Source organism: Gelidibacter salicanalis, from assembly GCF_007997285.1.
Classification (GTDB): Bacteria; Bacteroidota; Bacteroidia; order Flavobacteriales; family Flavobacteriaceae; genus Gelidibacter; species Gelidibacter salicanalis.
The window spans coordinates 20767-34344 of record NZ_VORX01000002.1; the positions used below are offsets into that span (position 1 = coordinate 20767).

Here is a 13578-nt window from a genome sequence, read left to right on the forward strand (position 1 = left end):
TTATGGCAGAACATTCTAATGACCCCCATGATCATGCTCATGATCACGACGGTATTTTTGGCAAACGAACGGAATTGTATTTCTCACTTCTTTGCGGCGTCTTTCTCTTAATTGGCTTTTTAATTCAAACCTTCGGATCAGAAACGCAATCCATATGGTTGTATTTGATACCTTATTTTATTTCTTACGCTTCTGGTGGCTACTACATCACTATTGAAGCCTACGAGAAAATTAAAAGTGGCGGATTCGAAATTGACTTTCTAATGATTGCGGCGGCCCTCGGGGCAGCTTATATTGGGAGTTGGGCTGAAGGTGCGTTGCTGCTATTTTTATTCAGTTTAGGACATGCTTTGGAAAGCTATGCCATGAACAAGGCCAAAAAATCTATCGAAGCTTTAGGCGATTTAAGTCCGAAGACTGCTTTGGTAAAGCGTGGTGATAAAATTGAAGAAGTTCCTGTTGAAGAATTGAAAATTAACGACATTATTGTAGTTAGGCCAAATTCCAAAATTTCGGCGGACGGCGTGATTATTCAGGGCAGTAGTGCTATTAACCAGGCTGCCATTACTGGCGAAAGTATGCCTATTGACAAAACAGCTATAGCATCAATAGACAACCTTCCTAAGTTCTCAGACCTTGATGAGTCTAACGTTGTCTTTACCGGAACCATAAATGGCGATGGCAGTATTGAAGTGCTTGTTCTGAAGTTGAGCAAAGATTCCACCGTAGCGCGTCTGATTAAAATGGTTAGTGAGGTAGAAACCCAGAAGTCGCCTACCCAACGCATGACCAAAAAATTTGAAAAGTGGTATGTGCCAATTGTAATTCTGGTGGTAATTCTCTTGTGTTTTGCCTATCTAGTAGTCGATGAGCTTTTTAATGACAGTTTGTACCGCGCCATTACGGTATTGGTAGCGGCCAGTCCTTGTGCTTTGGCTATTTCAACTCCGAGTGCTGTATTGAGCGGTATTGCCAGGGCAGCTCAAAAAGGAGTATTGATAAAGGGAGGGAAAGCTTTGGAGGATTTGGGATCTATTACCACCATTGCCTTTGATAAAACAGGAACGCTGACTGAAGGCAAACCAAAACTAACCAACTTAGTGCCTTATAAATATACGGAAACGGGATTGGCGCGACTGGTCTTTGAGGTGGAGAGTATGAGTAATCATCCCTTGGCAAAGGCCATTGCTAACGATTTGAGCGCACTTTACGTAATCGATCATGATCATATGGCTACTGACGTTAATGCAATTCAAGGGAAGGGTATTAGTGCTACATTTCAAGAAAAGACGGTGTATATAGGAAATGAAAAATTAATGACGGATGAAGGGATGACCATCGCTCCCGAATTAAAGTCCGAAATGGAAAGCATGTTACAGGGCGGCCATACCGCAATGTTAGTAGCTTATGCTGGTGAGGTTATTGGTCTAGTTAGCGTGATGGATGTACCTCGAAAAACAGCTGTGGCCACCTTAAAAAGGTTAAAGGAAATTGGCATACAACGGATGGTGATGCTTACGGGCGATCATCAAAATGTAGGTAATGCCATAGCGCAACAAATAGGATTGACTGAGGCAAAAGGCGGCTTATTGCCTGAAGATAAAGTAGAAGCCATTAAAACTTTAATGCAACGTGACGGAAAGATTGCGATGGTGGGAGACGGTGTAAATGATGCGCCAGCCATGGCCTATAGCACGGTGAGTGTAGCCATGGGTGCTGCCGGTAGTGACGTAGCCTTAGAAACTGCAGATGTTGCACTGATGTCCGATAAAATTGAGATGCTGCCGTTCGTCATCGGTTTAAGTAGAGCTTCTAAACGAATCATTAAACAAAACATCTGGATCAGTATGGGCGTAGTCGCCTTATTAGTACCTGCCACAATTTTAGGTTTAACCAACATTGGTTTGGCGGTTGCTTTTCATGAAGGTTCTACTTTAGTGGTAGTGATTAATGCGTTGCGATTATTGGCCTATTCTGAAAAATAATCGGGTAAAATAGGATGTCGAGGTTTAAAAAAGTTTTTTTTGACCTACCTTTTCATATACATTGCGCTTTTAAATGATTACCCCTACCAATTAAACCGCTACTTATGAAAAATTATGTTGTTGCATTTTTAATGCTTTTTACGATTATGGATGCTCAAGCTCAAAATGACACGATCAAGAAAAATAATCTTGGTCAAAACGAAGTAAAGTTAAATGCAGTGTTTTTGCTATTTGGCAGCTTTGAACCAAGCTACGAACGCAATTTGTCCGAGCAATCTTCTGTTGGTATTTCAGCTTTTATTCCTTTTGATAATAAGAATTTTGATATGGATCTTAACTATTACATATCACCTTATTACCGAATTTTCTTCGGAAAAAAATATGCTGCAGGATTTTTTCTTGAAGGTTTCGGAATGTTAAATTCAATGGAACAGAAGTATTACACAACTTCTGTAGAGGGGCATTATAGTTATTGGGATGAAGACGTTTCTGATTTTGCTTTGGGCTTTGGTTTGGGCGGAAAATGGGTAACCTCCGGAGGTTTCGTGTTTGAAGTGAATGGCGGCATTGGTAGAAATTTCTTTAACACCAATAATGATGACTACTATGATTATTCGCCCATTGTTGGTAAATTTGGATTTAACGTCGGCTACCGATTTTAAGCGTAAAATAAAACTTAAAAGTCCAAATTCTAATAATAACCTATTAGTATTTGGACCTTTATAGTAGTGACTGTTTTATGTCAAAGCAGAATAATTATATTTTCTGCAACCAAGATTTCATATCCACTTCTTTTTTGATAATCTCGCGTAAGTCTTCTATTTTAACACGGGTTTGTTCCATTGTATCTCTATGACGAATGGTTACCGTTTGGTCTTCTAAAGTATCGTGATCAACAGTAATGCAAAACGGCGTCCCGTTGGCATCCTGACGTCTATAACGTCTACCTACCGCATCTTTTTCATCGTAAGTCACATTAAAATCCCACTTCAAATCCTCTAAAATTTGACGTGCAACTTCAGGTAAACCATCTTTTTTAACCAATGGTAAAATGGCCGCCTTAACGGGAGCCAATACGGATGGTAATTTCAATACGGTTCTTGTCGTGTTGTTTTCAAGTTCTTCTTCAACTAAAGCATTTGAAAACACGGCTAAAAACATACGGTCTAACCCAATAGAAGTTTCTAATACATATGGTGTATAGCTTTCATTGGTTTCATGATCAAAATACTGAAGTTTTTTCCCAGAAAAGGCTTCGTGTTGTTTTAAATCGAAATCGGTTCTAGAATGGATGCCTTCCAATTCCTTAAACCCGAATGGGAATTTGAATTCGATATCTGTAGCCGCGTCAGCATAGTGAGCCAATTTCTCATGATCATGAAAACGGTAATTTTCAGTACCCATGCCCAATGATAAGTGCCATTTCATGCGCGCTTCTTTCCAATGTTCAAACCATTCTTTTTGTGTACCTGGCTTAATAAAGAATTGCATTTCCATTTGTTCAAACTCGCGCATTCTGAAAATAAACTGCCTTGCTACAATTTCATTTCTAAAAGCTTTTCCAGTTTGAGCAATCCCAAACGGAATCTTCATACGACCTGTTTTTTGAACGTTCAGGAAGTTGACAAAAATACCTTGCGCTGTTTCAGGACGAAGGTATAAATCCATAGCACTTTCAGCTGAAGCACCTAATTTGGTGCCAAACATTAGGTTAAACTGTTTTACTTCCGTCCAATTGCGACTTCCCGTTAAGGGATCAGCAATTTCTAACTCCTCAATAAGCGCTTTCACGTCCGCTAAATCTTCAGATTCTAAAGATTTTGCCATACGCGAGAGAATGGTTTTAATTTTATCGTAGTAACCAACAACTCTCGGGTTGGTAGTTATAAATTCTTCTTTATTAAAAGCGTCTCCAAAGCGTTTGGCTGCTTTATCAACTTCCTTGTCAATTTTACCTTCAATTTTGGCGCAATAGTCTTCAATTAAAACATCAGCTCGGTAGCGTTTTTTGGAATCTTTATTATCTATTAAAGGATCATTAAAGGCATCAACGTGGCCTGAAGCTTTCCAAGTAGTTGGGTGCATAAAAATTGAGGAATCAATGCCCACAATATTATCGTGCATTTGTACCATGGCTTTCCACCAGTAGTCCCGTATATTTTTCTTTAATTCAGCCCCGTTTTGTGCGTAGTCATACACTGCACTTAGGCCATCGTATATTTCACTACTTTGAAATACATATCCGTATTCCTTGGCGTGAGATACAACTTTCTTAAATTGATCGTCCTGATTTGTCATAACTGCAAAAATAGAAAACCGTACCAATTAAAGGAACGGTTTCAGCAAATATATTTTAGGGTTTTAGTTTAAAACGACTTGTGTAGCACCAAGTTTTCGGTCTTTATGGAAAACGTTTACAAAATATACGCCTTTAGCAAAAGGTTTGTCATTTTCTTTAGCTACAATACTGGTGCATACCTGAATGCTTTTATTGTTGTAAGTAATGAGTTGCTTGTCGCTATAAAGGAGTAGGGATTCTCCAAATGTTATGGCGCCTTTATCGGCAATCACATTATTGAGAGGATTTAAAATTTGAATGTAAATTTCTTTGCTGCCTGGCTCAGTCAATGCGTTTTCTGCCAAAGTAAAACAGACATCTATGCGGTTGGCTTGGGAAGCTTTGCTGGTTTCAACTGAAGGTATTCCAATCTTAAAAACTGTTGCCTGAATTGAATTCGCGGTTAACTTGGATCCCGACTCAATTTTTTTGTTGAGTGTTGCATTCGTTTCTAGAAGCGATGCATTGCTTTTCTTCTCTTGATTAAGGGAAGATACGGTATTTTGATGGTCAAGTTTTAAATTATTGTGGGCCGAAGCTAAGGAGTCTATAGTTTTGAAGAGCACATTGTTACGCGATTTAAGTTCTGAAAAATCGGATTTAAAGCGTGAAAACACTGAGAAATCTCCTTCCAAAAGTCGTAGCTTTTCTAAGGCGGACTTTGTGCTGTTTTTCGCCACCATAAGTTGTTGGGAAAGGAGGTCGCTACTATCACTGATGGCATCGTACTTGTCGAGCATTTCGGACAGCTCATGTTCCACCAATTGTTGCTCTTGCTTCAAAAAGTGTTGTTGGGCTTTTTCAGATTCGTAAGTTGTAAAACTAAATACGCTTAGAGCCACAAGTGCAACAATCAATGAACCAATAATGAGTTTGTAGTTAAATAACTGAGGGTTAACTATCATTATTAATAATTAAGGGAAATAAGGATTGATTAATTAACGAAATTATATATTAAGTTTGTAGTGGTTGCTTTTATTCGATTAAATGGTCAAAAATTTGTTAAACCTATTCTTTCCGAAGATTTGTCTGACGTGCGATTGCCCTTTGGAAGATAATGAACTGCATTTGTGTACATTTTGTAGACATGAATTGCCGTTGACTGAAATTAAAAATATCGCCCAAAATGAAGTCACTAAGATTCTCTACGGAAGAGTGCAATTAAAATACGCCACCTCACTCTTATGGTTTTCAAAAAAAGGAATTGTACAACATTTGCTGCATAACCTGAAATACAAAGGTCATGAGGAAATTGGCGAATTTTTAGGAGCCTGGCTAGGTGAAGACTTACGTGCCCATGAAGGATTTAGGACTGTTGATGTTGTCGTACCGGTGCCATTGCACTCTAAAAAATTACGACAACGCGGCTACAATCAAGTGGACAAATTCGGACGGGAACTTGCAAAAGCTCTAAACTGCGAATATAATACGCGAGTGCTCCAAAAGACAAAAGCCACTACTACCCAAGTTTTTAAAGATCGATTGCGACGTTGGACCAATGATGAGACTGTTTTTACGATTACAGAATTGGAAAGTTTAAAAGGTAAACACGTTTTATTGGTAGACGATATCATTACCACAGGCGCCACTCTAGAGATTTGCGCCAATGCCTTACTGAAAATTGAAGGCCTTACAATAAGTGTGGCTACCATGGCAATTGCAGAGTAATTTTTTCGTTTCAGCTAAATATGTCGTTAATTTGCTAAAATTTGTGTCTGCTGATGTTTAAAATCTCTTATAAACTATTTCTATTTGTCGGAATTCTTGTAACCCTTGTCAATTGCGCCAATAGAGGTACACCTTCGGGAGGTGAGAAGGATACGCAGCCACCACAAATAGTACGGTCTTTACCAGAAAATTATACGACAAACTTTAAGGGCAACGAAATCAAGATTTATTTTGATGAATATATCAAGATAAAAAATGTCCAAAAGCAGCTTATTATTTCTCCTCCAATGGATCCGCAGCCCGATGTCATGCCACTCGGGAGTGCGAGCAAATACATCAGCATAAAAATTAATGACACCTTACAGGTCAACACCACTTATGCTTTTAATTTTGGGCAAAGCATCGTTGATAACAATGAAGAAAACCCATATTCCTATTACAAATACGTTTTTTCGACTGGAAGTTATATCGACTCTCTTTCTGTAAAAGGAATTATTCTTGATGCGGAAAAGCGCGAACCGGAAAAATTTGTCACGGTCATGCTTTATGAAGTTGATTCTACCTACTCAGATTCCACAATTTTTAAGAAACAACCTAAATATGTAACCAATACTTTAGATAGTGTGAGCACCTTTAGTATTGATAATATTAAAGCTGGCAAGTACCGAATAGTCGCTTTAAAAGATGAGAACAGTAATTATACCTACCAACAAAAATCGGACAAAATAGGGTTTTATGATCGTGAAATTACGGTGCCCTCAGATGACTTTTATGAATTAAAATTGTTTAAGGAAATTCCTGATTTTAGTTCAGAACGTCCGTTACAAGTGGCCAAGCAAAAAATAGAATTCGGGTTTCGCGGCGATTATAAAAATACCACTATAGAAATGATGGGCGATAAGCCGGAAGGTTTTGAATATCGGATTCTTAAAGATGTTCAGAAAGATACGCTTTACTATTGGTATAAACCAAAGGTAGAAATGGATACAACGTATTTTGTGGTCAAAAATAAAACCTATACAGATACTTTAAAACATCGGTTTAGGGATTTAAAAATTGACTCTTTAAATATCAAGCCGTCTGCTGGCAATGCGGTCAGTTTTGATAGTGATTTTGCAATCGAGGCTAATGTGCCCCTTGAGCGGTTAGACGAAAGCAAAGTGACTATCATCGATAAAGATTCGGTGAATATTACCTTTACAACAGAATTTGATACGCTCCAAAATAGATTCCGATTTAAATTTAATAAAACAGAAGCTAATGTTTATAAAATTAGGCTGTTGCCTGAAGCTGTCACTGACTTTTTTGGAAAGGTCAATGATACCTTGCGGTATGAATTAAAAACCAAGAAGTTCTCTGAGCTGTCGGATGTACGGGTATCGTTGATAGATGCGGTGTACCCGGTAATCGTGCAACTGACGGATGATAAAGGGAACGTCAAATACGAGCAGTATGCAGAGGAACCGCGCCCGTTTGATTTTAGACACATCAATCCCGGCAATTATTTTTTGAGAGTTGTTTATGATGCCAATGGCAATCGAAAATGGGATACAGGAAGTTATCTCAAGAAAATACAACCAGAACGAGTTAGTTATTACTCAGAGCCTGTAGAGGCCAGAACCGGATGGGATACTGTATATACGTTTACGTTATTGAAAATTGATCCTGATCCGATAGAAAACTAAGTTTGCTTCTATGGGTGGCGATGTCTTTTTTATGTAACGCTACCACTTCAATAGCCACTTCATTTTCGGGAATCTGGTCTAACCTGTTTCCTAACACGTCGTAAGCCACTGAATGACCTGAATAGTCGTTGTTATTAGCGTCCGTACCCACGCGGTTAACACCCACGCAATAGGTCATGTTTTCAATAGCACGCGCTCTTAATAAGGTGTCCCACGCTGTAATGCGGGATGTTGGCCAGTTGGCCACATAAATTAAAAGGTCATAATGTTCTGCGTTTCGAGACCATACCGGAAATCTTAAATCGTAGCAAATTAACGGACAAATGTTCCATCCTTTAAATTTCACGATAAGTTTTTTACTGCCTGCAGTATAGACTTTGTCTTCGCCGGCTAGGGTGAAGGTGTGGCGCTTGTCGTAATGCTCAATAGTGCCATTAGGATGGACAAACACCATGCGGTTGTAAAAATTTCCATCTTCCGTGATGACTAAACTACCGGTAATGGCAACTTGCTTTTTACTGGCTAGCGTTTTAAGCCAAAGGATGGTGTCGCCCAACATGGTCTCTGCCACCCGAGCAGGATTCATCGTAAACCCAGATGTGAACATTTCAGGGAGCACCACAAGATCTACATTATCCGATAAGCCTTCAATTTTTTTTGTAAAATCACGGCGATTTTGTGCTGGGTTTTCCCACGCAAGCTCGGATTGAATTAAAGCAATATTTAAAACCTCAGCCATTAGGTGCGCTTAAGATTTCTGGTAGCTTTCTCTAAGGTTTTAGTGTACCCGTCAAGCTTTTTAATCCATTTCACGTCGGCATTTGGAGAAAGTTTTCCTGCTGCCTTAAGCTTTTCATATTTCGCTTTGTTTTGGTCCAATCTTTTCTTGGCCTTATTAAATCTACTTTGGGCTTTTTGCTTCTCTTTTAATTGCTTCTGAGCTTTTTTATGGGATTTTTCCAGACGTTTCTGAGCTTTCTCGGCACGTTTGGCGTCTCTGGTTTGAGTCTTTAAAGTTTTAAAGATTTGGTCTTTTTCAGTTTTAAGCAACGACGTTGTAATTTCTTCGCCATCCATAAAAATTGCTTTTCCCTTAACTTCATAAACCTTACCGTTACTGATGACTTGCTGGGCATTCATGAAAGATCCCAAGCTTAAAAACAATACAATTATCCAAATTTTCATAATACAAGATTTAGGTTATTATAAATCACATCAATCGTCAAAAAAATCATCCTTTGTATGCAATTTATATCCTTGTAAAAATAGCAAATTTTAAGGTCAATTTCGAATTTTTAGCAAGTCAATGTCCAGTAGTACACAGAGCTGTGTTTTTTGTTTACAAAACCATGAAACTTCGTTTTATTAGGTGGTTAAAGGGGTTATATATATAGTGCAAAAGTCAGATTTTATTTAGGATATCCGCAGCTTGTTTTAAAGTGTCATCCGTTTTTGCCAAACAGAATCGCAGAACTTTATTATCCAAATGATGTGTGTTGAACACAGATAATGGAATAGAGGCGATTTTGTGTTCTTTGGTGAGTCGTTTTGCAAAGTCGAGATCATTTTCAGAAGTTATGGCCGAGTAATCCAAAACCTGAAAATAGGTGCCTTGAGCAGGCGTGAATTTAAATCGTGACGTTTCAATTAGGCTTAAAAATAAATCGCGCTTTTTTTGATAAAAAGAGGAAAGTCCGAGATAATGATCAGGCTCTTTTAGGTATTCGGCCAAGGCCTTTTGGATGGGATGATTCACACAAAACACATTAAACTGATGCACTTTTTGAAATTCGGCCATCAAGGCTTTCGGAGCACAGCAATAGCCCATTTTCCAACCTGTGTTATGAAATGTTTTTCCAAAAGAGGCTACCACGAAACTTCTTGCTTTTAGGTCGGGGTATAAGCAAGCACTTTGGTGCTGTTCACCATCAAAAATGATATGTTCATATACCTCATCACTTAACAAAATAATAGATGTACCTCTGAGCAAATCCTCTAATGTAGACATGTCTTCTTTAGAAAATACGGTGCCGCTAGGATTTTGCGGGGTATTAATGATAATCATTTTTGTTTTATAGGTGATGATTCTTTTTACCTCATCCCAATTTACTTTATAAGTTGGCGCTTCCAATTGTACGGAGATGACTTTACCACCGTTGAGCTCTACAGCTGGTTCATAACAATCATAAGCCGGTCTGAAAATTATCACTTCATCATCTTGCTTTATAAAAGCGGAGATGATGGTAAAAATAGCTTGGGTGGCGCCGGCGGTTACGGTAATTTCTGATTCTGGATGATAGGAGGTATTGTAGAGCTGCTCAAATTTATGGGCAATGGCCACTCGCAGCTCCATAATTCCGGCCATGGGGGCATATTGATTGTGGCCTGAATTCATGGCGCTATTCACCAAATCAATGAGCTTTTGATCACTCTCAAAATTTGGAAATCCTTGTGATAAATTCAAAGCGTGCTGGTCTTGGGCTAAGCTACTCATGACAGAAAATATTGTAGGACCCACATCTGGGAGTTTGGAGCGGTGTTGCATTTTGGTATGATTTTGAAATAAGGAGATAATATAAACAAAAAAACTTACAATCAGGAGGACGATCTGTTAGCGGTTGAATTTGGAGGTAAGCAGCAATTCATGTGTAAATAGTTTAATTTTAGTAGCGTCTTGCTTATATTTGGCTTCTTTTAAAAACCATTGTGAGATATGAAACTTTTTAAATTTTTAGTTCTTTTTATTACCCTTCAAGTTTCTGCCCAACAAGGAGGAATGTGGATTCCGTCCTTACTTCAAGGCATGAATGAAACTGAAATGCAAAGTCTAGGCAGTAAATTGTCAGCAAAAGACATTTATGATGTCAATAATTCTAGTTTAAAAGATGCGATTGGGCATTTTAATGGCGGGTGTACCAGTGAGGTTATTTCGCCAAAAGGTCTGATTTTGACCAACCATCACTGTGGTTTCGGTCAAATCCAATCACATTCATCTTTAGAGAATGACTATCTAAAAAACGGATTTTGGGCAAAAACACTCAGTGAAGAATTGCCTAATGAAGGCTTATATGTTGAGTTTATTGTCAGAATAGAAGACGTGACCAAACAAGTTTTAGAAGGGGTTACTGCGGAGATGTCAGACAGAGAGCAACAATCAAAAAGAGGCAGCAATAGCACTGCAATTGAAAAGGCAGCGAAAAAGGAAGCTTGGCAAGACACTAAAATAAAGGCGTTTTACAAAGGCAATCAATACTTCCTTTTTGTTACTGAACGTTATGAAGATGTCAGATTGGTAGGTACACCACCGTCAAGTATTGGAAAATTTGGATCTGATACTGACAATTGGGTATGGCCGCGTCATACCGGCGATTTCTCAATGTTTAGAATCTATGCTGACAAAAACAATCGTCCTGCAAAATATTCGAAAGATAACGTACCGTTTACACCAAAACACTTCTTGCCAGTTTCTTTAGACGGCATCAGTGAAGATGATTTCACCATGGTATTCGGATTTCCAGGAACTACGGACGAATATTTGCCTGCCGTTGCCGTGGCGCAAATTGTAGAAAAAATCAATCCTAATACCATTGCCATCAGAGAAGCTGCGTTAAAGGTAATTGATGCCAATATGAAAGCGGATGACCAAATCAGAATTCAGTATGCTTCTAAACAAGCACGAATTGCAAATGCTTGGAAGAAATGGATTGGTGAAAATTTAGGAATTGAAAAAAGTGGCGCCATTGCGATTAAAAAAGCGCAAGAAGCGGAATTCACAAAGCAATTAAAGGCGAAAGGACTTGAAAGTAAATACGGAACTGTTTTACCAGAACTTGAGCGTTTATATAACGAGATTGAAGAGGTTACTGTGAAGCGTCGCAGTTTTATTGAAGTCTTTTTAAGAACCAATGAGTTGACGCCAGTGTTATTTAATCTAGCACAACTAGAGGCTGCAGCGGCCAATGGCGAAGAGACGTTCGAAAAACAAAGAGATGCCAATGTTGGACGTTTGAAAGGTATCTATAAAGATTACAATGCTACTGTAGATAGAGGTGTTTTTGAAGCAGTCATGCCTTTGTATACGGTTAATGTGGATGCTACTATTTATGATAGAACAGCCTTTACCAATTTAGATAGTGCTTTGAAGGTGTTGGAAGGGACATCTACAGAGGTGTTAGAAAAATTGAATAACGATGCGGCTTTTCAATACTTAAAACCTTTTATTATGGAATTTTACACGGTGATAGAACCAAAATTCCAAGAGCTCAACCCACAAATCAATGCACTTGAGCAACAGTATATGACGGCATTAATGGAAGTGTTGCCAGAGCAGCGTTATTTCCCAGATGCTAACGGAACTTTACGCGTTACCTACGGAAAGGTTAAAGGCTATGAGCCTAGAGATGCGGTATATTATGAGCCTGTAACCTATTTAGATGGCGTTATGGAGAAATATGTTCCTGGCGATTATGAGTTTGATGTGCCTGAAAAATTACAGCAATTATATGCAGATAAAGATTTCGGTCAGTATGCAGATGCTACAGGGAAAGTACCAGTAAACTTTATAGGCACGAACCACACCACAGGAGGTAATTCTGGAAGTCCAGCTATTGATGCCCATGGCAACTTGGTCGGATTAAATTTTGACCGCGTTTGGGAAGGTACGATGAGTGATATTTATTACGATCCAGAAATTTGTAGAAACATTATGGTCGATTTACGCTATGTGTTGTTTATCGTTGATAAATATGCTGGTGCGACACATTTAATTGACGAAATGACTTTGGTGCATCCAAAGACCAATCGAAAGGCTAGCAACAGTAAAAAAGCTAAGAAGAGCAACTAAATTATGTTCTTAAATTAGGAGAAGCCCTTTCATTTTTTTGAAAGGGCTTTTTTTGTTGTCAGTTTGAGTGTGCTGAAAGCTTTGGGAATGTTTTTTTGATTGAGAATGATTATGTTGAAGCTTTCAGGATGTATCGAGAACATTTCACTAATCCATATTAGGTTTTTGCACGCTTCTCGATACTATTTTCAATCACTGCCGTGCTTGAAAATCACTCGTAGTGACAGTGAATAACGATTGTCAGTTCGAGTGTCCTGAAAGCTTTTGGGGATTTTTTTGTTTGAGAATGATTAAGTTGAAGCTTTCAGGATGTATCGAGAACCTTCGCTAATACCTATTGGGATTTTGCACGCTTCTCGATACTATTTTCAATCACTGCCGTGCTTGAAAATCACTCGAAGTGACAGTGAATAACGTTTGTCAGTTCGAGTGTCCTGAAAGCTTTTGGGGATTTTTTTGTTTGAGAATAATTAAGTTGAAGCTTTCAGGATGTATCGAGAACCTTTCGCTAATACATATTGAGTTTTTGCACGCTTCTCGATACTATTTCCAATCACTGCCTTGCTTGACAATCACTCGAAGTGACAGTGAATAACGTTTGTCAGTTCGAGTGTCCTGAAAGCTTTTGGGGATTTTTTTGTTTCAGAATGATTATGTTAAAGCTTTCAGGATGTATCGAGAACCTTTCGCTAATACATATTGAGTTTTTAACACGCTTCTCGATACTATTTCCAATCACTACCGTGCTTGAAAATCACTCGAAGTGACAGTGAATAACGTTTGTCAGTTCGAGTGTCCTGAAAGCTTGGAGAATGGTTTTTTGATTGAGAACGATTATGTTGAAGCTTTCAGGATATATCGAGAACCTTTCGCTAATACATATGTTTTTGCACGCTTCTCAATACTATTTTTAATCACTACCGTGCTTGAAAATCACTCGTAGTGACAGTGAATAACGATTGTCAGTTCGAGTGTCCTGAAAGCTTTTGGGGATTTTTTTGTTTCAGAATGATTATGTTAAAGCTTTCAGGATGTATCGAGAACCTTCGATAATACCTA

The 13578-nt window shown here is 38.5% G+C and carries 10 protein-coding genes; 5 read left to right on the top strand and 5 right to left on the bottom strand.

What is annotated here, in order from left to right:
• The first annotated feature begins 2 nt into the window (after positions 1 to 2).
• Both ES711_RS03310 and ES711_RS03315 read left to right on the top strand, forming a co-directional pair.
• A complete protein-coding gene (locus ES711_RS03310) occupies positions 3 to 1985 on the top strand; it encodes a heavy metal translocating P-type ATPase (protein WP_146889976.1) in 1983 nt (660 codons plus the stop codon).
• A gap of 104 nt (positions 1986 to 2089) precedes the next feature.
• The gene (locus tag ES711_RS03315; protein ID WP_146889979.1) at positions 2090 to 2647 is read left to right on the top strand and encodes a DUF3575 domain-containing protein; all 558 of its coding nucleotides are present in this window, start codon (positions 2090 to 2092) and stop codon (positions 2645 to 2647) included.
• 94 nt (positions 2648 to 2741) lie between these two features.
• Here the strand turns inward: ES711_RS03315 and ES711_RS03320 are convergent, their stop codons facing one another.
• Together ES711_RS03320 and ES711_RS03325 are read right to left on the bottom strand one after the other, a co-directional pair.
• The gene (locus ES711_RS03320) at positions 2742 to 4283 is read right to left on the bottom strand and encodes a glycine--tRNA ligase (RefSeq protein ID WP_146889981.1); all 1542 of its coding nucleotides are present in this window, start codon (positions 4281 to 4283) and stop codon (positions 2742 to 2744) included.
• Positions 4284 to 4346: 63 nt separating this feature from the next.
• Entirely contained in the window at positions 4347 to 5228 is an 882-nt protein-coding gene (locus ES711_RS03325) for a hypothetical protein (protein ID WP_146889984.1), read from the bottom strand.
• A 193-nt stretch (positions 5229 to 5421) separates the two neighbouring features.
• On the opposite strand from ES711_RS03325, the gene ES711_RS03330 reads away from it, so the two are divergent.
• Both ES711_RS03330 and ES711_RS03335 read left to right on the top strand, forming a co-directional pair.
• Positions 5422 to 5991 carry a ComF family protein gene (locus ES711_RS03330; protein ID WP_317129854.1) on the top strand — a complete coding sequence of 190 codons (570 nt, stop codon included), beginning with the start codon at positions 5422 to 5424 and terminating at the stop codon, positions 5989 to 5991.
• Between the two features lie 53 nt (positions 5992 to 6044).
• Complete coding sequence (locus ES711_RS03335) at positions 6045 to 7676, top strand: Ig-like domain-containing domain (RefSeq protein ID WP_146889990.1); 1632 nt, start codon at positions 6045 to 6047, stop codon at positions 7674 to 7676.
• Here ES711_RS03335 and ES711_RS03340 read toward each other — a convergent pair.
• From ES711_RS03340 to ES711_RS03350, 3 genes are all read right to left on the bottom strand, one after another.
• Positions 7636 to 8415 carry an amidohydrolase gene (locus ES711_RS03340; protein WP_146889993.1) on the bottom strand — a complete coding sequence of 260 codons (780 nt, stop codon included), beginning with the start codon at positions 8413 to 8415 and terminating at the stop codon, positions 7636 to 7638. The two genes, ES711_RS03335 and ES711_RS03340, sit on opposite strands and share 41 nt — an antisense overlap.
• Complete coding sequence (locus ES711_RS03345; protein ID WP_146889995.1) at positions 8415 to 8861, bottom strand: hypothetical protein; 447 nt, start codon at positions 8859 to 8861, stop codon at positions 8415 to 8417. The genes ES711_RS03340 and ES711_RS03345 overlap by 1 nt, the downstream gene beginning before the upstream one ends.
• Positions 8862 to 9078: 217 nt before the next feature.
• Complete coding sequence (locus ES711_RS03350; RefSeq protein ID WP_146889998.1) at positions 9079 to 10221, bottom strand: methionine aminotransferase; 1143 nt, start codon at positions 10219 to 10221, stop codon at positions 9079 to 9081.
• A gap of 168 nt (positions 10222 to 10389) precedes the next feature.
• Between ES711_RS03350 and ES711_RS03355 the strand changes: the two genes are divergently transcribed.
• Entirely contained in the window at positions 10390 to 12519 is a 2130-nt protein-coding gene (locus tag ES711_RS03355; protein ID WP_146890001.1) for a S46 family peptidase, read from the top strand.
• The last annotated feature ends 1059 nt before the right edge of the window (positions 12520 to 13578 follow it).